The sequence below is a fragment of the Oceaniovalibus guishaninsula JLT2003 genome (genome assembly GCF_000299575.1).
Classification (GTDB): domain Bacteria; phylum Pseudomonadota; class Alphaproteobacteria; order Rhodobacterales; family Rhodobacteraceae; genus Palleronia; species Palleronia guishaninsula.
On record NZ_AMGO01000006.1, the window covers coordinates 94,930 to 114,980 of the forward strand.

General features: G+C 66.8%; 29 protein-coding genes and 1 pseudogene. 16 read left to right on the plus strand and 14 right to left on the minus strand.

Going from position 1 to position 20,051, the window contains the following annotated elements:
* Positions 1 to 36: 36 nt before the first annotated feature.
* Positions 37 to 423 (plus strand): SpoIIAA family protein, encoded by a 387-nt coding sequence (locus OCGS_RS01450; RefSeq protein WP_007425434.1) that lies wholly within the window; start codon positions 37 to 39, stop codon positions 421 to 423.
* Between the two features lie 3 nt (positions 424 to 426).
* Here the strand turns inward: OCGS_RS01450 and OCGS_RS01455 are convergent, their stop codons facing one another.
* From OCGS_RS01455 to nth, 3 genes are read right to left on the minus strand one after another with little or no spacing between them, the layout of a single operon-like run.
* Positions 427 to 807 (minus strand): HIT domain-containing protein, encoded by a 381-nt coding sequence (locus OCGS_RS01455; protein ID WP_007425435.1) that lies wholly within the window; start codon positions 805 to 807, stop codon positions 427 to 429.
* Positions 808 to 846: 39 nt separating this feature from the next.
* On the minus strand, positions 847 to 1,839 hold the full coding sequence (locus tag OCGS_RS01460; protein WP_007425436.1) for an adenosine kinase: 993 nt from the start codon (positions 1,837 to 1,839) through the stop codon (positions 847 to 849).
* Positions 1,836 to 2,495, minus strand: a complete 660-nt coding sequence (nth, locus tag OCGS_RS01465; RefSeq protein ID WP_007425437.1) for an endonuclease III — start codon at positions 2,493 to 2,495, stop codon at positions 1,836 to 1,838. Before nth ends, OCGS_RS01460 begins: the two co-directional genes overlap by 4 nt.
* 108 nt (positions 2,496 to 2,603) lie before the next feature.
* Between nth and OCGS_RS01470 the strand changes: the two genes are divergently transcribed.
* Together OCGS_RS01470 and OCGS_RS01475 are read left to right on the plus strand one after the other, a co-directional pair.
* Complete coding sequence (locus OCGS_RS01470) at positions 2,604 to 3,446, plus strand: methylated-DNA--[protein]-cysteine S-methyltransferase (protein ID WP_040610301.1); 843 nt, start codon at positions 2,604 to 2,606, stop codon at positions 3,444 to 3,446.
* Positions 3,447 to 3,547: 101 nt separating this feature from the next.
* Positions 3,548 to 4,210 (plus strand): YiaD family glycine zipper/OmpA-like lipoprotein, encoded by a 663-nt coding sequence (locus OCGS_RS01475; RefSeq protein ID WP_007425439.1) that lies wholly within the window; start codon positions 3,548 to 3,550, stop codon positions 4,208 to 4,210.
* Between the two features lie 65 nt (positions 4,211 to 4,275).
* Here OCGS_RS01475 and OCGS_RS01480 read toward each other — a convergent pair whose 3' ends face one another.
* The 5 genes and pseudogenes from OCGS_RS01480 to OCGS_RS14940 all read right to left on the minus strand — a co-directional run bounded on the left by OCGS_RS01480 (position 4,276) and on the right by OCGS_RS14940 (position 6,883).
* On the minus strand, positions 4,276 to 4,833 hold the full coding sequence (locus tag OCGS_RS01480; protein WP_007425440.1) for a F0F1 ATP synthase subunit B: 558 nt from the start codon (positions 4,831 to 4,833) through the stop codon (positions 4,276 to 4,278).
* Entirely contained in the window at positions 4,830 to 5,405 is a 576-nt protein-coding gene (locus OCGS_RS01485) for a F0F1 ATP synthase subunit B' (protein ID WP_007425441.1), read from the minus strand. The genes OCGS_RS01480 and OCGS_RS01485 overlap by 4 nt, the downstream gene beginning before the upstream one ends.
* Before the next feature lie 62 nt (positions 5,406 to 5,467).
* Positions 5,468 to 5,713 (minus strand): F0F1 ATP synthase subunit C, encoded by a 246-nt coding sequence (locus OCGS_RS01490; RefSeq protein WP_007425442.1) that lies wholly within the window; start codon positions 5,711 to 5,713, stop codon positions 5,468 to 5,470.
* 76 nt (positions 5,714 to 5,789) lie between these two features.
* Positions 5,790 to 6,560: a F0F1 ATP synthase subunit A gene (locus OCGS_RS01495; protein ID WP_007425443.1), complete on the minus strand. Its 771-nt coding sequence runs from the start codon at positions 6,558 to 6,560 to the stop codon at positions 5,790 to 5,792.
* A gap of 3 nt (positions 6,561 to 6,563) precedes the next feature.
* Positions 6,564 to 6,883, minus strand: a pseudogene (locus tag OCGS_RS14940) (AtpZ/AtpI family protein).
* A 167-nt stretch (positions 6,884 to 7,050) separates the two neighbouring features.
* Here OCGS_RS14940 and OCGS_RS01505 point away from each other — a divergent pair.
* Positions 7,051 to 7,473: an ArsR/SmtB family transcription factor gene (locus OCGS_RS01505; RefSeq protein WP_007425446.1), complete on the plus strand. Its 423-nt coding sequence runs from the start codon at positions 7,051 to 7,053 to the stop codon at positions 7,471 to 7,473.
* Between the two features lie 91 nt (positions 7,474 to 7,564).
* On the opposite strand, the gene OCGS_RS01510 is transcribed toward OCGS_RS01505, so the two are convergent.
* Positions 7,565 to 7,834 (minus strand): hypothetical protein, encoded by a 270-nt coding sequence (locus OCGS_RS01510; protein WP_007425447.1) that lies wholly within the window; start codon positions 7,832 to 7,834, stop codon positions 7,565 to 7,567.
* A 244-nt stretch (positions 7,835 to 8,078) separates the two neighbouring features.
* On the opposite strand from OCGS_RS01510, the gene OCGS_RS01515 reads away from it, so the two are divergent.
* The 12 genes from OCGS_RS01515 (at position 8,079) to OCGS_RS01570 (ending at position 15,014) form a co-directional block, all read left to right on the plus strand.
* On the plus strand, positions 8,079 to 8,357 hold the full coding sequence (locus tag OCGS_RS01515; protein ID WP_007425449.1) for a hypothetical protein: 279 nt from the start codon (positions 8,079 to 8,081) through the stop codon (positions 8,355 to 8,357).
* A gap of 180 nt (positions 8,358 to 8,537) precedes the next feature.
* Positions 8,538 to 10,046: a signal recognition particle protein gene (gene ffh, locus OCGS_RS01520; RefSeq protein ID WP_007425450.1), complete on the plus strand. Its 1,509-nt coding sequence runs from the start codon at positions 8,538 to 8,540 to the stop codon at positions 10,044 to 10,046.
* A gap of 3 nt (positions 10,047 to 10,049) precedes the next feature.
* Complete coding sequence (locus OCGS_RS01525) at positions 10,050 to 10,568, plus strand: GNAT family N-acetyltransferase (protein ID WP_007425451.1); 519 nt, start codon at positions 10,050 to 10,052, stop codon at positions 10,566 to 10,568.
* Entirely contained in the window at positions 10,565 to 11,173 is a 609-nt protein-coding gene (locus tag OCGS_RS01530; RefSeq protein WP_007425452.1) for a GNAT family N-acetyltransferase, read from the plus strand. The genes OCGS_RS01525 and OCGS_RS01530 overlap by 4 nt, the downstream gene beginning before the upstream one ends.
* Positions 11,170 to 11,469, plus strand: a complete 300-nt coding sequence (locus OCGS_RS01535) for a chorismate mutase (protein WP_007425453.1) — start codon at positions 11,170 to 11,172, stop codon at positions 11,467 to 11,469. The genes OCGS_RS01530 and OCGS_RS01535 overlap by 4 nt, the downstream gene beginning before the upstream one ends.
* A gap of 1 nt (position 11,470) precedes the next feature.
* Positions 11,471 to 11,827, plus strand: a complete 357-nt coding sequence (gene rpsP, locus OCGS_RS01540) for a 30S ribosomal protein S16 (RefSeq protein WP_007425454.1) — start codon at positions 11,471 to 11,473, stop codon at positions 11,825 to 11,827.
* An 18-nt stretch (positions 11,828 to 11,845) separates the two neighbouring features.
* Positions 11,846 to 12,367, plus strand: coding sequence for a ribosome maturation factor RimM (gene rimM / locus OCGS_RS01545; protein ID WP_007425455.1), 522 nt, complete (start codon positions 11,846 to 11,848; stop codon positions 12,365 to 12,367).
* An 83-nt stretch (positions 12,368 to 12,450) separates the two neighbouring features.
* The gene (locus OCGS_RS14685) at positions 12,451 to 12,612 is read left to right on the plus strand and encodes a DUF1328 family protein (protein WP_007425456.1); all 162 of its coding nucleotides are present in this window, start codon (positions 12,451 to 12,453) and stop codon (positions 12,610 to 12,612) included.
* Between the two features lie 19 nt (positions 12,613 to 12,631).
* Positions 12,632 to 13,381: a tRNA (guanosine(37)-N1)-methyltransferase TrmD gene (gene trmD / locus OCGS_RS01555; protein ID WP_007425457.1), complete on the plus strand. Its 750-nt coding sequence runs from the start codon at positions 12,632 to 12,634 to the stop codon at positions 13,379 to 13,381.
* Between the two features lie 48 nt (positions 13,382 to 13,429).
* On the plus strand, positions 13,430 to 13,819 hold the full coding sequence (rplS, locus tag OCGS_RS01560; protein ID WP_007425458.1) for a 50S ribosomal protein L19: 390 nt from the start codon (positions 13,430 to 13,432) through the stop codon (positions 13,817 to 13,819).
* Between the two features lie 11 nt (positions 13,820 to 13,830).
* Positions 13,831 to 14,052, plus strand: a complete 222-nt coding sequence (rpmE, locus tag OCGS_RS01565) for a 50S ribosomal protein L31 (protein WP_007425459.1) — start codon at positions 13,831 to 13,833, stop codon at positions 14,050 to 14,052.
* Between the two features lie 173 nt (positions 14,053 to 14,225).
* Complete coding sequence (locus tag OCGS_RS01570) at positions 14,226 to 15,014, plus strand: division plane positioning ATPase MipZ (RefSeq protein ID WP_007425460.1); 789 nt, start codon at positions 14,226 to 14,228, stop codon at positions 15,012 to 15,014.
* Between the two features lie 3 nt (positions 15,015 to 15,017).
* Here the strand turns inward: OCGS_RS01570 and OCGS_RS01575 are convergent, their stop codons facing one another.
* From OCGS_RS01575 to OCGS_RS01595, 5 genes are read right to left on the minus strand one after another with little or no spacing between them, the layout of a single operon-like run.
* Positions 15,018 to 15,455, minus strand: a complete 438-nt coding sequence (locus OCGS_RS01575; protein WP_007425461.1) for a F0F1 ATP synthase subunit epsilon — start codon at positions 15,453 to 15,455, stop codon at positions 15,018 to 15,020.
* 46 nt (positions 15,456 to 15,501) lie between these two features.
* Complete coding sequence (gene atpD, locus OCGS_RS01580; protein WP_007425462.1) at positions 15,502 to 16,926, minus strand: F0F1 ATP synthase subunit beta; 1,425 nt, start codon at positions 16,924 to 16,926, stop codon at positions 15,502 to 15,504.
* Positions 16,927 to 16,945: 19 nt separating this feature from the next.
* Positions 16,946 to 17,821: a F0F1 ATP synthase subunit gamma gene (locus tag OCGS_RS01585; protein ID WP_007425463.1), complete on the minus strand. Its 876-nt coding sequence runs from the start codon at positions 17,819 to 17,821 to the stop codon at positions 16,946 to 16,948.
* 12 nt (positions 17,822 to 17,833) lie between these two features.
* On the minus strand, positions 17,834 to 19,369 hold the full coding sequence (atpA, locus tag OCGS_RS01590; protein WP_007425464.1) for a F0F1 ATP synthase subunit alpha: 1,536 nt from the start codon (positions 19,367 to 19,369) through the stop codon (positions 17,834 to 17,836).
* A complete protein-coding gene (locus tag OCGS_RS01595; RefSeq protein ID WP_040610306.1) occupies positions 19,369 to 19,929 on the minus strand; it encodes a F0F1 ATP synthase subunit delta in 561 nt (186 codons plus the stop codon). The genes atpA and OCGS_RS01595 overlap by 1 nt, the downstream gene beginning before the upstream one ends.
* Positions 19,930 to 20,051 lie beyond the last annotated feature (122 nt).

Genomic DNA, 20,051 nt, shown 5'->3' on the forward strand with positions numbered 1-20,051 from the left:
CCCCGCCCCGTTGGGCGCGCAAAGGAGTGTTCCGCGATGTTGAAATCCGCCAGCATAGAACAGACGCCGACGACCCGCCCCGACGTCTTCGCCTTCCGCATACACGGCCAGGTGACGCAGCCCGACATGGAAGCCCTCGGCGCCTACATGAACGAAGTGTTCGACCGCTTCGACAAGGTCTCGATGCTGCTGATCTTCGACGGCTACGAAGGCTCTGAGACCGGCGCGTCGTCGGGATGGGAATCGATCAAGTCGCGTGTCCGCTCGCCCGCCAAGCTGGACCGCTACGCCCATCTGGGCGCGTCCAAGGCGACCGAGCGCATGGTCGGCGCGCTCGGCGCGATGCTGCCGGTCGAGGCGAAGGGCTTCGACCGCGCCGACGAGGATGCGGCCTGGGCCTTCGTCGGCGCGCGCCCGGCCTGACGCCTATTCCGGCGCCAGCATCCGTCCAAGGGGACGCCCCCCGAGGATGTGCAGGTGGTAATGCGGCACCTCCTGCACGCCCGCCTGCCCCGCGTTGGAAATGGCGCGATATCCGCTGCCGCCCGCCCCCGGCGACACCCCCAGATCGGCGCAAAGCCGCGCCGTCAGCCGGGTGAAATCCAGGATCTCGGCATCGCTTGCATTTCCGAAGAAATCGTCGTGGCAGACATAGGATCCCTTGGGGATCACCAGAACATGCACCGGCGCCTGCGGACGGATGTCGTTGAAGGCCAGCGAATGCTCGGTCTCGGCCACGGTGTCGTTGGGGATCTCGCCGCGCAGCATCCTGGCGAAGATGTTCTGGTCGTCATAGCTGAAGGGCATGGCAGCCTCCGTCCTTCGTTGTCGATCCTGCGGGCCGGATCATCCCAGCCCGTTTTCCCTGAACAGCGCGCGCAGGTCGGCCTGCGGCCGCGCCCCGATATGGCCGATCACCTCGCTCGCGGCCAGACAGCCCATCCGCGCGCAGGTCACGGCATCGCGCCCCTCGGCGGCACCCCAAAGGAACGCCCCGGCAAAGAGATCGCCCGCCCCCGTCGCGTCCTCGACCCGCGTGGGGAAGGCGGGCACGTGGCTGCGCGCGCCGTTCACGACGACATGCGCGCCCTTCTCGCTTTCGGTGCAGGCGACCAGCGCCACCTGCGCCCCCGCCCGCGCCACGGCGGCGTCGAAATCGTCGGTCCGGTACATCGACAGGATCTCGGCCCGGTTGCAGAACAGCAGATCCACATCCTCGGCGATCATGCGCGCGAACGCGTCGCGGTGCCGTTCGACGCAGAACGGATCGCTGAGCGTCAGCGCGACGCGGCCCCCCGCCCCCTTGGCCGCGGCAATCGCCTTGGCAAAGGCCGCATGGCTGTCCGGCCCGTCGAAGCGATAGCCTTCCAGATAGATCCAGTCCGCCCCCCCGACCTGCCGCTCGTCGATATCGTCCGGCGACAGGAACTCGGTCACGCCCAGATAGGTGTTCATCGACCGCTCGCCGTCCGGCGTCACCAGCACGATGCAGCGCCCCGTTTCGGCGGCATGGTCGCGCGGCGCCAGCGTGGTGTCGTAATCCACCCCTTGCGCGCGCAGGTCGTGCGCGAAGATCGCGCCAAGCTGGTCGTCCTTGACCTTGCCGATATAGGCCGTGCGCGCGCCCAGATGCGCGGCCCCGGCAATGGAATTGGCCGCCGAACCGCCGCTGACCTCGGTCGCGGGACCGATGCGCGAATAAAGCTCCACCCCGCGGTCGCGGTCGGTCAATTGCATGATGCCCTTCTCGACCCGGTTCTCGGTCAGGAAATCCTCGTCGCAGCGGGCCAGCACATCGACCATGGCGTTGCCGATGCCGACGATCTGATAGGGTTTCATGGCTGTCCTTTCGCTTCGGTCTTGTCGGGCCAGGGGCACAGATCGGCGATCAGGCAGGCCGGGCATTTCGGCTTGCGCGCCACGCAGGTATAGCGTCCGTGCAGGATCAGCCAGTGATGCGCGTGGCGCTGATAGGGGGCCGGCACGTTGTCCTCGATCGCGCGCTCGACCGCCGCCACGTCCCGGCCGGGCGCGATGCGCGTGCGGTTGCCGACGCGAAAGATATGCGTGTCCACCGCCTGCGCGGGATGGCCCCACCACATGTTCAGCACCACGTTCGCCGTCTTGCGCCCGACGCCCGGCAGGCTTTCCAGCGCCGCGCGGCTGGACGGCACCGCGCCGCCGTATTCATCCACCAGGATCCTGCTCAGCGCCATGACGTTGCGCGCCTTGTTGCGGTAAAGCCCGATGGACTTGATATGCGCGGTCAGCCCTTCCTCGCCCAGCGCCAGCATCTTTTCGGGCGTGTCGGCGACCTCGAACAGCGCCCGCGTCGCCTTATTCACGCCGGCATCGGTGGCCTGCGCGCTCAGCGCCACGGCGACCAGCAGCGTATAGGCGTTCAGATGCTCCAGCTCGCCCTTCGGTTCGGGCTCGGCCTGGCGGAACCGCTCGAAGATCGCGACCTGCGCGGCATAGGGCAAGGGCTTGGCCATGCCGTTCCTATGCCCGCGCGGCTGCCCCGCGACAAGCCCGCGCGAAACCGCAATTTCCGGGTCGCCCGCCCTTCCGCCAGCGCCTATGCCCAAGGCACGGAGGATGCGATGACCGAAGACAGCTATTACTGGAAGCTGATGCGCCGCGCCATCGACCGGCTGGACGCCGAGGGCGGGCGCGCATTGACGCTGGAACAGATCGCGGCCGAGATGCACCTTTCCCCCGCGCATTTCCAGCGGGTGTTTTCGCGCTGGGTCGGCATCAGCCCCAAGCGGTTCCAGCAATACCTGACGCTCGATCACGCGCGCCGCCTGCTCGACGCCCGCTTCACCACGCTCGACACGGCGGCCGAGGTGGGGCTGTCGGGCGGCGGCCGCCTGCACGACCTCTTTCTGCGGTGGGAGGCGATGAGTCCCGGCGATTTTGCCCGTCGCGGCGCCGGGCTGACGATCTTCTGGGGCTGGCACGACAGCCCCTTCGGCCCCGCGCTGGTCATGGGCACCGCGCGCGGCCTCTGCGGCATCGCGTTTGCCGCCGAAACCGGCGCGGATGCGGCGATGGCCGACCTCGCCGCGCGCTGGCCCGACGCCACGCTGGTCGAGGATGCGGCGATGCTGCGGCCTTGGGCCCAGGGGGCCTTCGGTCACGCCGTGGACGGCGGCAATTCCGCGCCCCTCTATCTCATCGGCGCGCCCTTCCAGATCCAGGTCTGGGAGGCGCTGCTGCGGATCCCCACCGGCCACGTCACCACCTATGGCGAGATCGCGCGCGCCATCGGCAACCCCAAGGCCGTGCGCGCCGTCGGGACCGCCGTGGGCCGCAACCCGATAAGCTGGCTGATCCCCTGCCACCGGGCGCTTCGCGCGACGGGCGCGCTGGGCGGCTATCATTGGGGCCTGCCCGTCAAGCGCGCGATGCTGGCGCACGAGGCGGCGGCGACGGGGTTCTGACGCCTGCGCAACTTTCCGCCAGATCGCGCTTTGTCCGTGCGAACGGTCCGCACCCCCGGTATATGCTGCCGCGGATGTGTGACCCGAGGAAAGAGGAAGACATGATTGCCAAGAACACAATGATCGCGCTGGGGGCGTCCAGCCTGCTGGCGCTGGCCGCCTGCGCGCCCGTCGGCCCCAATGGCGGCCCGACCGAACTGAACCGCACCCGCGAAGGCGCGCTGATCGGCGCGGGCATCGGCGCGGCGACCGGCGTTCTGACCGGCGGCGACAACAAGCTGGAAAAGGCGCTGGCCGGCGCGGCCCTCGGGGCGGCCGGCGGCGCAGTCGTCGGCAACGTGCTGGACCGTCAGGCGGCCGAGCTGCGCAGCGACTTCTCGAACAACGCCATCGACGTGGTGAATACCGGCAACGAACTGATCGTGCGCATGCCGCAGGACATCCTGTTCGCCACCGACAGCGCCAACGTCTCTGGCAGCCTGGTCGGCGACCTGCGCGTGCTGGCCGCCAACCTCAACCGCTATCCCAATTCCGTGGTCGAGGTTCAGGGCCATACCGACAATACCGGCGCCGCCGCCTATAACCAGCAATTGTCCGAACGCCGCGCCCAGGCCGTCAGCACGATCCTGGCGCAGAACGGCGTGTCCGGCAGCCGCCTGCGCGCCGTGGGCTACGGCGAAAATCAGCCGATCGCGTCGAACCTCGATCCGGCGGGCCGCGCGCAGAACCGCCGCGTCCAGATCGTCATCCGCCCGACGGCCTGACATCCCCGAAAACGCAAAAGGCCCGGACAGCGCGTCCGGGCCTTTCCTGCGTTCCAATCATCGTCTCAATGCAGCTTTTCGCGCACCGTCTCGATGGATTGATCGATCAGCGCATCGCCGCGCTGGGCGTCCATCTGCCGGGCCAGCACGTCGCGCGCCGCCGCAACGGCCACCTGGATCGCCCGGTCGCGCACGTCGCGCACGGCCTTTTCCTCGGCCGACGCGATCTGATCGCGGGCGGCCTGAACGCGCCGCGCGATGGACTCGTCCAGATCGGCCTGCGCCTTGGCGGCCTGCGCCTTGGCATCCTCGCGCGCGGCGGCGACGATGCGGTCCGCCTGCCCCTGCACCTCGCGGTGCTTGCGCTCGTAGGATGCCAGCAGGGTCTGCGCTTCCTCGCGCAGGCTGCGCGCCTCGGCCAGATCGTCGCGGATGCCGTCGGCGCGCTTGTCCAGCATCTCGGCCAGCTTGCGGAACACCTTGAAGTAGATCAGCACGCCGACAAAGACGATGAAGCCCAGCAGCACCACGAAGTTGGTGTTGTTCAGCGAAAAGAACGGGCCGGTCGCCGCCAGGGCCGGACCCGCCGCGACAAGCGCGGGCAGCACGAAAAGACGCGTCATCGTTCGGCCCCCTTCAACCTGTCGTCCACCGCGGCGTGAACCTGCGCGGTGTCGTCCCGGCCGCCGAAGGCCGCGACGATGGCGATGGCGGTATCGCGCGCCACTTCCTGCACCGCGTCCATCGCGCCTGCGCGGATCTCGTTGATGCGCGCCTCGGATTCGGCCGATTGCTCGGCGATGTCGGCATCGGCCCGTTCCATCGCCGCCTGGATCTGCGCCTGCATCTCGGCCTTGTTCTCGGCCACGATGCGGCCCGCTTCGGCGCGCGCATCCGCCAGCGCCTTGTCGTAGGCCGCTTCGGACTGATGCGCCTTCAGCTTCAGTTCCTCGGCCGAGGCGATGTCGTTGGTGATGCTGCCCTGGCGCTCGGCCAGAACGGCGCCGATGCGCGGCAACGCCACGCGCGACAGGATCAGATAGATCGCCACCAGCGCGACGATCAGCCAGAAAATCTGGTTCGGATACGTCGAAAAGTCGAGTTGCGGCATGCCGACCGCCTCGGCCCCTTGCGGGACTTCGACGATCTCGACAAGCTCACCCCCCGGCGCGACGAGGATTTCTTCGGTTTCCATACTGTTCCCCTGACGAAAGGATGGACCGGACAGCCCGTGCCGCCCGGCCTTCGGTCAGACGATCAGACGGCGAACATCAGCAGCAGCGCGACCAGGAACGAGAAGATCCCCAGCGCTTCGGCGAATGCGATACCGATGAACAGCGTGGCGGTCTGGGCGGCGGCGGCCGACGGGTTGCGCAGCGCGCCAGCCAGGAAGTTGCCGGCGACGTGGCCCACGCCGATTGCGGCGGCACCCGACCCGATGGCCGCAAGGCCCGCGCCGATGAACTTGCCCAGATCCGCGTATGCGATGATTTCGCCTTCCATAGTCGTCTCTCCTTGGGTTTGACGTTTGGTTCGGGACGGCGGCGCCGCCCGGTCGATCCTTGCGGCGGCTCGCGCCTCAATGATGGGGATGCAGCGCGTCCTTCAGATAGACGCAGGTGAGGATAGTGAAGACATAGGCCTGGATGAACGCCACCAGCACTTCCAGCGCATAGATGGCCGTGATCGCCAGCACAGGGATGAACGCGAACAGCCCCAGCGCGCCGGCGAACCCCGCGAACACCTTTAGCACCGCATGGCCCGCCATGATGTTGCCGGCCAGACGGATGGAATGGCTGACCGGGCGCACGAAGTAGGAGATCAGCTCGATCACCGCCAGGATGGGCCGCAGCACCAGCGGCGCGGACGACACCCAGAACAGCCCCAGGAACGACGCGCCGTTCTTGACGAAGCCCAGCACCGTCACCGTGACGAACACCGCCAGCGCCAGAACCGCCGTCACCGCGATATGCGCCGTGACCGAGAACGACGCCGGGATCAGCGCCAGGAAATTGGCCAGCGTGATGAACATGAACAGCGTCATGATATAGGGGAAATAGCGCAGCCCCTCCTTGCCCGACACGTCCTCGATCATTTTGTAAACGAAACCGTAGGCCAGTTCGGCGATGGATTGCGCGCGGCTGGGCACCACGTTGCGCCCGCGCATCCCGGTGATCAGCAGCAGCACGACGCACAGCACGATGATCGCCATCCACAGCGTCGCGTTGGTGACGGTGAACATGCCGACGCCGCCGTCGCCGAACAGCGGATAGATGATGAACTGATCCATCGGATGGATGTTCAGTCCGCCGGCGGCATGTTCCTCTCCGATCGCGACCACGTCAGCCATCGTTCAGTCCTTCTTTTCCGCCGCATTCCTGTCGGCATCCGCCTGAACCTCTTTCGCGGTGCGCATCATCGTCTTGATGCCGGCCGCGAGGCCCAGAAATATGAACAGCACCAGAAAGATGGGCATGGTGCCGAAAAGCGCGTCCAGCCCGTATCCGATGCCGAAGCCGATCCCCAGACCGGCCACCAGCTCGATCACCATCCGCCAGGCCATGTTGGCCATCGAATAATGCTCGTCCGAACGGGGGCGGGGGCCTGCGCGCGCCGCGCGGCAAGACGCTTTTCCAGCGCCTCCATCCGCGTCCGGGTGGCATCGTCGACCATCGAACCCTCGTTCCGTCGCCGCCGTGCCTAGTGACGCGCCATGCCGAAGTCAAGGCACGGAAGACCTCGGGAAGTCAATGACTTGGCACGATCATGGACGGCAGCGCGAACCGTATGACATTCAACCGGATCGTTGACCGTCGCCGCGCGCCATGCCACGCCGGGGCATGGCGCCGACGCTCGACCTCATCTTCGCAGCCCTGTCCGATCCGACACGCCGGGCGATCCTGATGCTGTTGCTGGAAGACGACATGACTGTCACCGATGTCGCCGCGTCGTTTCCCGTCTCGCTCGCCGCGATCTCGCGGCATCTGGCGATCCTCGGCCGCGCGGGCCTGATCGCCCAGGAACGCAGCGGGCGGCTGACATGGTGCAAGCTCGACCCGGACGCCATGCGCGCTGCCAGCGTCTGGATGCAGTCCTTCGGCCAGTTCGAGCCTGTCCATCTCGACAGTTTCGAGCGGTTCCTCAGCCGCGAACTGCGGCCGTCAACCCTCGGGTCGTCAAAGAACGAAGCTGGCGATCGCGATGACGGTAACGACAAGCCCGACGATATAGATGATGCGATTCCCGGCAATCCCTCCGGTTGAGCGATGCGTCCGGGGAACGTCCCTACCGGCCGCGCAAAGAAAAAGGGGGCGCAAGGCCCCCTTTTCCGATCTCGTGCGAACCTCGGTCCACTCAGTTGACGACGGCGCCCGCCGTGGTCGTGGCCGACGAATCGTCGTCGTTGTCGTCATCGTCGTCCAGAATCAGCGCCAGGACACCGATCGCGCCGATGGCGGCGACGGTGGCGCCGGCGGCACCCAGACCGCCCAGCGAACCGGCCGGGGCGGGCGCGACGGCGACGATGGGCTCTTCGATGGCGGGGGCCAGGCCGCCGGCGCTGGCGGCCGACGATAGGGCGACAAGGCCGATAGCCGTTGCAGCGACGATTTTCTTCATGAACATGATTGTTCCTTTCCCGTGAACTCTAACTCGCATTCCGCTTACCTGACATCAGGCTCACCATGCAACCCGCCAATCGACCATCGGGTGCCAGCGCACCGGAAAAACGCGCAGAATGCCGCCGAGTGTGACATGGATGCCTGACTCGCCCACCCGTTCATGCCGCATCGCGGCATCGTGACGGAACCGCCGCCCCCCGCTGTCGTTCGCCCTGCGATACGCCATCTTTTATCGCAAAGGACTGCCCATGACGCCCTATGCCTTCGCAACCCCCGCCCTGCCCTTCCGCATGGCGCTCGTCTTCGCCAACCGTTTCGCCCAGGTGTTTCCCGACGCGCTGCGCGACGGGGCGGCGATTCTCGACCGCCTGACCGACACCGCCGGCCGGACGGGCGACCGGCCCGCCGCCCTGCCCGCGGCCCAGCCCGAGATTCGCCGCATCGGCCATGTCGAGCCGTTCGAGGATATCGCCCATCCCGGCGCCGAGGCGGCCGACATCGTTCTGGCCAAGGCCCATTCCGAATGATCCTTGACCGCCGGGCGGCCCGTCCCTAAAAGACGACCGTTCCCGGAGGCAATGCTTCCGGTCCCCCGCCACGGGGGATCGCCCCCCGTCAGCGAGGTTTCGCCCACGGGGGCGCTTCACGTTTTCCGCGTCCCGCCGCGTTCGGGCACGCACCGCACCAGTCACGGGGGATACCCGCCCATGTTCGAGAATCTCTCCGACCGCCTTTCAGGCGTGTTCGAGCGCCTCACAAAACAGGGCGCGCTGTCCGAGGACGACGTTCGCACCGCCCTGCGCGAGGTCCGCGTCGCCCTGCTGGAAGCGGACGTGTCCTTGCCCGTCGCGCGCGACTTCGTCCGCGCCGTGCAGGACAAGGCCACCGGCCAGGCCGTCACGAAATCCGTCACCCCCGGCCAGCAGGTCGTCAAGATCGTTCATGACGAACTGGTGCACGTGCTGGGCGGCGATGCCGATGACGGCGCGCTGAAGATCGACCAGGTTCCCGCCCCGATCCTGATGGTCGGGCTTCAGGGTTCGGGCAAGACCACCACCACCGCCAAGCTGGCCAAGCGCCTGACCGAACGGGACCGCAAGCGGGTGCTGATGGCTTCGCTCGACACCAACCGGCCGGCGGCGATGGAGCAGCTCGCCATCCTCGGCAGCCAGATCGGCGTCGATACCCTGCCCATCGTGCCGGGCGAAACGCCCGTCCAGATCGCCCGCCGCGCGAAACAGCAGGCGACGTTGGGCGGCTACGACGTCTACATGCTCGACACCGCCGGCCGCCTGCATATCGACGCCGAGCTGATCGCCCAGGCCGCCGAGGTGCGCGATGTCGCCAATCCGCGCGAAACGCTGCTGGTCGTCGACGGGCTGACCGGACAGGATGCCGTCAACGTCGCGACCGAATTCGACGACAAGATCGGCGTCACCGGCGTCGTGCTGACGCGGATGGACGGCGACGGTCGCGGCGGCGCCGCCCTGTCGATGCGGGCCATTACCGGCAAGCCCATCCGCTTCGTCGGGCTGGGCGAGAAGATGGACGCCATCGAGACGTTCGAGCCGTCCCGCATCGCCGGCCGCATCCTCGGCATGGGTGACATCGTGGCGCTGGTGGAAAAGGCGCAACAGACGTTCGAGACCGAGCAGGCCGAACGGATGATGAAGCGGTTCCAGAAAGGTCAGTTCAACATGAACGACCTGAAAATGCAGATGGAACAGATGCTCAAGATGGGCGGCGTGTCCTCGATGGTGGGGATGCTGCCCGGCGCGCAGAAGATGGCCAAGGCCGTGGACGAGGCGGGCTTCGACGACAAGGTCATCGCCCGTCAGATCGCGCTGATCCAGTCGATGACCAGGAAGGAACGCGCCAATCCGCAGATCCTTCAGGCCAGCCGGAAAAAGCGCATCGCCGCCGGCGCGGGGATGCAGGTCAGCGACCTCAACAAGCTGCTCAAGATGCACCGCCAGATGTCCGACATGATGAAGAAGATGGGCAAGGGCGGGATGCTGAAAAAGGCGATGGCCGGCATGTTCGGCAAGGGCGGCCTGCCCGGCGCCGGCGGCGCCGCCCCGACCGAGGAACAGTTGCAGGCCGCGCAGGCGCAGCTCGGCAAGATGGGCGGCTTTCCCGGCGCGGGCGGCGCCAACCCCTTCGCCACCGGCGCGTCCCTGCCGCCGGGACTGTCGGGCTTCGGAAAGAAGCGCTAGGCGATGCCCCTCACCCACGCCCCCACCCTGACCACCGACCGCCTGATCCTGCGCGGTCCCGAACGCGGCGACCTGCCCGCGCATGTCCGCTTCGCCACCACGTCGGACCGGATGGCGGCGATCGGCGGGCGCACCACCGAAGACGGGGCGTTCCGCGGCTTTCTCGCCGGCATCGGCCACTGGCACTGGCATGGCTACGGCTTCTTCACACTGACGCGCCGCGACGATCCGGCACCGCTGGGCCGGGTCGGTCTGCTCAACCTGGCAGGCTGGGCGGATGTCGAACTGGCATGGCACCTCTATGACGGGGCCGAAGGCCACGGCTTCGCCACCGAGGCGGGTGCCAAGGTCCGCGACTGGGCGCGCGGCACGCTCGGCATCGACCGCCTTGTCAGCTATATCGACGCCGCGAACGCGCGTTCGCAGGCCACCGCCCGCCGCCTCGGGGCCGCGACCGACGGCGCCCGCGCCGCGCACGATGGCGATGCCGAAATCTGGCGCCATCCGCAGGCCGGCGCATGACCTCCCCTTCATCTTTCCCGAAATACCCATCCGACGCCGCCGCCGATTGCCCCGTCACAAGGCTGGAAACCGACCGGCTGATCCTGCGCGCCATCTCGCCCGCCGATCGGGACGGCTATGTCGCCTTCTTCACCTCGGACCGCTCGCGATTCGCCGGCGGTCCTCTGGAACGCACCGACGCCTGGCGCTGGTTTGCGGCCGAGATCGGGCATTGGCGGATCCACGGATGGGGCATGTTCGCCGTGGCCGAAAAGACCGCGCCGGACGTGACGCTGGGCATCGTCGGTCCGTGGTTCCCCGATGGCTGGCCCGAGCGCGAGGTGGGCTGGCTGCTCTGGCCGCAGGGCGAGGGGCGCGGCATCGCGGCCGAAGCGGCGCGCGCCTGCCTCGATCACGTGTTTCGCGACCTGCACTGGCCGACCGCCGTCAGCTACATCGCGCCGGACAATCACCGCTCGATCGCGCTGGCCGAACGGCTGGGCGCGGTGCGCGACCCGTCAGCGCGGCCCCATACGCCTGGCGATCTGGTCTATCGCCACGCGCCGCCGCGAAACGTACGTTTCGGCCCGCGAACTGTACAAGTTGTACAGAAGGACACGCCATGACCGACGCCGCCCGCGCCGCCGACCTGCTGAAAGAGCATCGCGCCAGCATCGACCGGCTGGACGCGATCCTTGTCTATACGCTGGGCGAGCGGTTCAAGCACACCCAATCCGTCGGCCGCCTCAAGGCCGAACACGACCTTCCGCCCAGCGATCCCGCCCGCGAGGCGCAGCAGATCGCCAGGCTCCAAGCCCTTGCGAAAGAGGCGGATCTCGACCCCGATTTCGCCCGCAAGTTCCTGGCCTTCGTCATCGCGGAGGTCATCCAGCACCACAAGAAAATATCAGGAGATCAATAAGATGGCTATGAAGATCCGGCTCGCCCGCGGTGGCTCCAAGAAGCGTCCGCATTATTCCATCGTCGCCGCCGACAGCCGCATGGCCCGCGACGGACGCTTCATCGAGAAGCTCGGCATCTATAACCCGCTGCTTGCCAAGGACAGCGAAGACCGCGTGAGGATGGACATGGACCGCGTTCAGCACTGGCTGGAGCAGGGCGCCCAACCGACCGACCGCGTCGCCCGCTTCCTCGAAGCCGCCGGCATCCGCCCGAAGAAGGATCGCGCCAATCTGAAGAAGGGCGAACCCGGCAAGAAGGCCACCCAACGCGCCGCCGACCGCGCCGCCAAGGCCGCCGCGCCTGCTGAAGCCGAGTAAGATCAAGGGGTTGCGCGGATGACTTCCGCGATCTGCGTCGGCGTCATCGGCGGCGCCTTCGGCGTGCGGGGCGAGGTGCGGCTGAAAAGCTATTGCGCCGACCCCGCCGCCATCGCCGATTACGGCCCCCTACGGACCGAGGACGGCGCCACCTTCGCCGTCACGCTGCAACGTCCCATCAAGGACGGCTATGCCGCGCGCCTGTCGGGCATCGCGACGCCGGAAGCGGCCGAAGCCCTTCGCGGCAAACGACTTTTCGCCCCGCGCGACCGCCTGCCCGCTTTGCCGGACGAGGAATACTATCACGCCGACCTGATCGGCCTCGGCGTCGTCGGACCCGGTGGCGCAATGCTGGGCCGTGTCCTTGCGGTCGTCAACCACGGCGCGGACGACCTGCTGGAAATCGCGCCCGAAGGCGGCGGCGAGACGGTCCTGCTGCCCTTCACCCGAAAGGCTGTGCCGACCGTCGATCTGGCTGCCGGCCGCATCGTCGCCGATCCCCCGGATGGAATATTTCCCGGTTCGGGCGACGACGGCTGAGGTCTTGGAACATTGCCCTGCCCTTCCCGTTTGCCTTGCGAACCCGGCGCATCGCGTGCCGCGACCCGATGGAAGGACCACCCATGATCAAGCTTATCCTCATCCTTTTGGCCGTTGCGGCCATCGCCGCCCTGCTGGGCTTCGGCAGCATTTCCGGCGCGGCCCTGACCGGCGCCAAGGTTTTGATCGCCATTGCGCTGATCGTGTTCCTGCTGGTGGTGCTGGGCGTCATCGCCATCGTCTGACGATGCTTCCCGAGGGCCGATGCCGATGACGGATCGCCCTTGGGAAGCCCGCATCGTCACCCTGCTGCCCGAGGCGTTTCCGGGCGTTCTGGGCCTGTCCCTTACGGGGCGGGCCCTTTCCGCCGGGCTCTGGCGGCTTTCCACCATCGACCTGCGGGCATTCGGCGAAGGCCGCCACCGCAATGTCGACGACACCCCGGCGGGCGGCGGCGCGGGGATGGTCCTGCGGCCCGATGTGGTCGACCGGGCGCTGGCGCAGGCCGCCGAGGGAACGGACCGCGCCCAATGGCCGGTCGTCTATCTGTCCCCGCGCGGCGCGCCCTTCGACCAGCGGACCGCCCGCCGCCTTGCCGCCTGCCGGGGCGTGACGCTTCTTTGCGGCCGGTTCGAGGGCGTCGATCAGCGCGTTCTGGACGCCTGGCAGGTCGAGGAGATCAGCCTCGGCGATTTCGTCCTGACGGGGGGCGAGATCGCCGCGCAGGCCTTGATCGATGCGACCGTCCGGCTTATACCCCGCGTGCTCGGGAACGAGGCCAGCACCGTGGACGAATCCTTTTCGGATCACCTGCTGGAACATCCCCAGTATACGAGACCCGCCACCTGGTCCGGCCGCGACATTCCCGACATTCTTCTGTCGGGTCATCACGGGCGCATCGCGGACTGGCGGCGGGACATGGCCGAAAGGCTGACAAGGGAACGGCGACCTGATCTCTGGCGGGCATGGCGCGGATCGCGCGGACTGGACCCGGACGAAGACCGAGAGCTCTGAGGCGCGACATCTTCGCGGATCAACCGCGAGCGAACATAGGAGCGTCAGATGAACCTGATCGCACAACTCGAAGCCGAGCAGATCGCCGCGCTCGGCAAGACCATCCCCGATTTCAAGCCGGGCGACACCATTCGCGTCGGCTACAAGGTGACGGAAGGCACGCGCACCCGCGTGCAAGCCTATGAGGGTGTCTGCATCAGCCGCAAGCACGGCGCGGGCATCGCCGGATCGTTCACCGTGCGCAAGATTTCGTTCGGCGAGGGGGTGGAACGTGTGTTCCCCCTGCATTCGACCAATATCGACAGCATCGAGGTCGTGCGCCGCGGCAAGGTCCGCCGGGCCAAGCTGTATTACCTGCGCGCGCGTCGCGGCAAATCGGCTCGCATCGCCGAAGTCACCAACTACAAGCCGCGTTCCGACGCCGGCGCCAAGGCCTGAGGAGCGGTCCGATGAAAGCAGACATCCATCCCGACTATCACCTGATCGAGGTCAAGATGACCAATGGCGACGTGGTGCAGATGAAATCCACCTGGGGCAAGGAAGGCGACCAGATGGCGCTGGACATCGACCCCAGCGTGCACCCCGCCTGGACCGGCGGCAGCACCCGTCTGATGGATACCGGCGGTCGCGTGTCGAAGTTCAAGAAGAAGTACGAGGGCCTCGGCTTCTGATCCCGGCGCTTTCGCGCGACGCGGCGCCGCCCTTCGGGGCGGCGTTTTCGTTTCAGGGCGGCAAAAGGTTAATACCGCTGTATCAACCTGTTGCGGGGGCCGGATGCGGCACACCCCCCTTGCCCCCGGCGTCGCGGCATGGTCCTTCCCGGCCAGCAATGCAGGAAGACGGAATGGCGCACATCATCGTCGTCGGCAACGAAAAGGGCGGATCGGGCAAGTCCACCACGTCGATGCATCTGGCGACGGCGCTGGTCCGCATGGGGCACAGCGTGGGCTGCCTCGACCTCGATCTGCGGCAGCAAAGCTTCGGGCGTTACGTCGAAAACCGATTGGCCTGGCTGGCAAAAGCGGGCCTGGACCTGCCCAGCCCGGAGTTCCGGCAACTGCCCGACATCGGCGGCGACCACACGGCCGACCGGCGCCTCGGCACCGCGGTCGAGGGGTTGCAGGACCGCAATTTCATCCTGATCGACTGCCCCGGTTCGCATACGCGGCTGAGTCAGGTGGCCCATGCGATGGCCGATACGCTGATCACGCCGCTGAACGACAGCTTCGTGGATTTCGACCTGCTGGCCCGGATCGACAGCGACTCGGCGAAGATCCTGGGGCCATCGGTCTATTCCGAAATGGTCTGGACGGCCCGTCAGGCGCGCGCGCAGGCGGGGCTGAAGCCGATCGACTGGATCGTCGTGCGCAACCGTCTCGGGACGCAGCAGATGATCAACAAGAAGAAGATGGGTGCGGCGCTGGAACGGCTGGCCAAGCGCATCGGCTTTCGCGTCGCGCCCGGCTTTTCCGAGAGGGTGATCTTCCGCGAACTCTTTCCGCGCGGGCTGACGCTGCTCGATCTGAAGGATACCGGCGTCGGCGGGCTGAACATGTCCAACATCGCCGCCCGGCAGGAAGTGCGCGATCTGGTGAAGGCGCTGAACCTGCCGGGGGTCGAGGTGACGTTCTGACCGTCAGAGGTTGGGCTGCTTGCTGGACAATCCGATATGGGTGCCGACGGCGACCATGTCGGCCAGCAGCTTGGCGGCGTCGTCCACCGGGCCGGGTTCGTTCCTGAACGTCTCGCGCGCCTTTTCATGGGCGCGCGACGCGTCCTCGACCATGCGGTCGTAATGTTCCTGCGTCACGTCCTCGCGCGGCATGCCCTGCTCGGCCAAGACCGAAACGCCATGCTCGCCGATCTCGGCGAAGCCGCCGGTCACGACATATTCGCGCACCCCTTCGGGGCCTTCGACCCGCAGGATGCCGGGACGCAGCGTGGTGATGGTGGGCGCGTGATCGGCCATCGCCGTCATGTCGCCCTCGGCGCCCGGAATCTGCACCGAGGTCGCCTGATACGACGCGACGTTGCGCTCGGGGCTGACGAGGTTGAACTGCATCGTCTCGGCCATGATCTCTCTCCGGTAAGCGGGCCGCGCCGGGCGCGGCCCCGTTGGATCAGGCGGCTTCGGCCGCCATGCGCTCGGCCTTGGCCTTCACGTCCTCGATGCCGCCGACCATGTAGAAGGCCGATTCGGGCAGGTGGTCGTATTCGCCGGCGACGACGGCCTTGAACGACGCGATGGTCGTTTCCAGCGGCACCTGCACGCCGGGCGATCCGGTGAAGACCTGCGCCACGTCGAAAGGCTGGGACAGGAAGCGCTGGATCTTGCGGGCGCGGGCCACGGTCAGCTTGTCCTCCTCGGACAGCTCGTCCATGCCGAGGATCGCGATGATGTCCTGCAACGACTTGTAGCGCTGAAGGATGTTCTGCACGTCACGGGCGACCTGATAATGCTCCTCACCCAGAACCTGCGGATCCATCAGGCGCGACGTGCTGTCGAGCGGATCGACGGCCGGATAGATCCCCAGCTCGGAAATCGCGCGCGACAGCGTGGTCGTCGCGTCGAGATGGGCGAAGGACGTGGCCGGCGCGGGGTCGGTCAGGTCGTCCGCGGGCACATAGATGGCCTGCACCGAGGTGATCGACCCCGCGCGGGTCGAGGTGATGCGCTCCTGCAACGCGCCCATGTCGGTCGCCAGCGTCGGCTGATACCCCACGGCGGACGGGATGCGGCCCAGCAGCGCCGACACTTCCGATCCGGCCTGGGTGAAGCGGAAGATGTTATCGACGAAGAACAGAACGTCGGTCCCCGACTGGTCGCGGAACTGCTCGGCCAGCGTCAGCCCGGACAGCGCGACGCGCATCCGCGCCCCCGGCGGTTCGTTCATCTGGCCGTAAACCAGCGCCACCTTCGATTCGGTCAGGTTGTCGGGAACGATGACGCCCGATTCGATCATCTCGTGATAAAGGTCGTTGCCTTCGCGGGTCCGTTCGCCCACGCCGGCAAAGACCGAGAAGCCCGAATGCACCTTGGCGATGTTGTTGATCAGCTCCATGATCAGAACCGTCTTGCCCACGCCGGCACCACCGAAGAGCCCGATCTTGCCGCCCTTCGAATAGGGGGCCAGAAGGTCGATGACCTTGATCCCGGTCACGAGAATGTCGCTGCTGGTTGCCTGCGACGCGAAGTCGGGCGCTGGCTGGTGGATGGCGCGGTGTTCGTCTGCCTCGACCGGGCCGCCCTCGTCCACCGGCGCGCCGATGACATTGAGAATCCGGCCCAGGGTCGCCGTGCCCACGGGCACCATGATCGGCCCGTCGGTGTCGGTCACTTCGGCGCCGCGCACCAGACCTTCGGTGGCGTCCATCGCGATGGTGCGGACGGTATTCTCGCCGAGGTGCTGGGCCACTTCCAGGACCAGACGGCGACCGTTATTGTCCACTTCCAGCGCGTTCAGGATCTCGGGCAGGTGATCGTCGAACCGCACGTCGACGACGGCGCCGATGACCTGCGTGACCTTGCCTTTTGCATTCGCCATATTCATGTCTCCGTTTCGGTCAGAGCGCCTCGGCGCCCGAAATGATCTCGATCAGCTCGTTCGTGATGACGGCCTGACGGGTGCGGTTGAACTCGATCGTCAGATCCTCGATCATCTCGCCCGCGTTGCGCGTCGCGTTGTCCATGGCGGACATGCGCGCGCCCTGTTCGCTGGCGCCGTTCTCCAGCAGCGCCGCGAAGATTTGCGTCGCAACCCCACGCGGCAGCAGATCGGCAAGGATCGCCTCCTCGCCCGGTTCGTAATCGTAGATCGTGGACGGCGCATCGCCGGCAGCATCCTCGAACCTGGCGGGAATGATCTGCTGCGCGGTCGGGATCTGCGTCACCACGTTCTCGAACAACGCATAGAAGATCGTCGCCACGTCGAATTCGCCCGCATCGAAGCGGCCCAGCACGTCGCGCGCGATGTCCTGCGCGTTGCCGTAGCCCAGGCGCTTGACCTCGCTCAGATCGACATGGCCGACCAGCCGGTCGCCCCATTCGCGGCGCAGCATGTCGCGGCCCTTCTTGCCGACGGTCAGGAACTTGACCTGCTTGCCCTCGCCCAGAAGCCGCCGCGCCCTCTGCACCGCCAGCTTGGTGATCGACGAGTTGAAGCCGCCGCAAAGGCCCCGCTCGCCGGTCATGACGATCAGCAAATGCACCTTGTCGTCGCCCGTCCCGGCCAGCAGCCGGGGCGCGCTGTCGCTGCCGCCGACCGACGCGGCAAGCTGGCCCATGACGGCATTGAACCGCTCGGCATAGGGGCGCGCGTTTTCGGCCGCTTCCTGCGCGCGGCGCAGCTTGGCGGCGGCGACCATCTGCATGGCCTTGGTGATCTTTCGCGTCGATTTGACCGACGCGATGCGGTTCTTGAGATCCTTCAGCGAAGGCATTGGCCCGCCCCCTTACGCGAAGTCTTTGGCGTAGCCGTCCAGAACGCCCTTGATCCTGTCCTGCGCCTCGCCCTTGATCTTGGGATCCTCGGTGGTGATCCAGTCCAGCAGATCGCGGTGCTTGGTGCGCAGGTAGGTCAGCAGACCCTTCTCGAAGCGGCCGACATCCTTGACAGGAATCTTGTCGAGATAACCGTTGGTGCCCGCGAAGATGACGCAGACGATCTCGGCGTTGGTCAGCGGCGAATATTGCGGCTGCTTCATCAGCTCGGTCAGGCGCGCCCCGCGGTTCAGCAGGCGCTGCGTCGCGGCGTCGAGGTCGGATCCGAACTGCGCGAAGGCCGCCATCTCGCGGTATTGCGCCAGCTCCAGCTTCACGGGACCGGCGACGGATTTCATCGCGTTGGTCTGCGCGGACGATCCCACCCGGCTGACCGACAGGCCGGTATTCACCGCCGGACGGATGCCCTGATAGAACAGCTCGGTTTCCAGGAAGATCTGGCCGTCGGTGATCGAGATCACGTTGGTCGGAATGAACGCCGACACGTCGCCGCCCTGCGTTTCGATGATGGGCAGCGCCGTCAACGAACCGTTGCCGTAATCGTCGCCCAGCTTGGCCGAACGTTCCAGCAGGCGGGAATGCAGATAGAACACGTCGCCCGGATACGCCTCGCGCCCCGGCGGGCGGCGCAGCAGCAGCGACATCTGGCGATAGGCCACGGCCTGCTTGGACAGGTCGTCATAGATGATCAGCGCGTGCTTGCCGTTGTCGCGATAGTATTCGGCCATCGCGGTGGCGGCATAGGGCGCCAGGAACTGCATCGGCGCGGGGTCCGACGCGGTGGCCGCGACGATGGTGGTATAGGCGATGGCGCCGGTTTCTTCCAGCTTCTTGACCAGCTGCGCGACGGTCGACCGCTTCTGCCCGATGGCGACGTAGATGCAGTAAAGCTTGCCGCTGTCGTCCTTGGCCGCGTCGTTATAGGTCTTCTGGTTCAGGATCGTATCCAGCGCCACGGCGGTCTTGCCGGTCTGGCGGTCGCCGATGATCAGCTCGCGCTGGCCGCGGCCGATGGGGATCATGCTGTCGATGGCCTTCATCCCCGTGGGCATCGGTTCGTGCACCGACTTGCGCGGAATGATGCCGGGCGCCTTCACGTCCGCCACGCGGCGCTCGGTCGCCTCGATCGGCCCCTTGCCGTCGATCGGGTTGCCCAGACCGTCCACCACGCGCCCCAGCAGCGCGTCGCCCGCGGGCACGTCCACGATGGAATTGGTCCGCTTGACGACATCGCCTTCCTTGATGTCGCGGTCGGACCCGAAGATCACGACGCCGACATTGTCGGTTTCGAGGTTCAGCGCCATCCCCTGGATGCCGCCCGGAAACTCGACCATCTCGCCGGCCTGGACGTTGTCCAGACCGTAGACGCGCGCGATGCCGTCGCCCACGCTCAGCACCCGGCCCACTTCGGCCACTTCCGCCTCTTGTCCGAAGTTCCTGATCTGGTCCTTCAGGATCGCAGAAATCTCGGAAGCTTGGATACCCATTATCCGACCTCTTTCATGGTGTTCTGGAGTGCATTCAGCTTCGCCCGGATCGAGGTGTCGATCATCCTGGAGCCGAGCTTGACGACAAGACCGCCGATCAGGCTGTCATCGACGCGCATCTTGATGGTCACGTCCCGGCCGACCGACGCCTTCAGCGTCTCGGACAGGCGGGCCTTCTGGTCGTCGCTCAGCGCCTTGGCGGCCGTCACCTCGGCCGTCACCTCGCCGTTCTCGTCGGCGATGCGCGCGCGCAGCTCGTCCAGCAATTGCGGCAGCACGAACAGACGCCGCTTGGACGCCATCAGCCGCAGCGTGTTGGCCAACACGGGGTTCAGGCCCATCCGTTCCGCGATGGCGCCGATGGCCGCCTGCTGTTCGTCGCGAGGATAGATCGGCGAATGGATCAGCGACCGGAAATCCTCGCTTTCGTCCAGCGCATCCGAAAGCGCGCCCACATCGCTGCGGATCTGCCCAAGGGCGTCCTCGTCGCGGGCCAGTTCGAATATGGCCGTGGCATAGCGGGTTGCGATGCCGGTTGAGATCGAAGCCGGTTCGGACACGTCCACCCTTTCGATATGTTGTCGGCCCCGAACCTTCCATGGGAAGGAACAAGGCGGTTTCTGGCGCCGTTGAGGCATGTCGTCAAAATCGCGCCTGCTCTAGCAGAGCGGTTGTTCCCCCG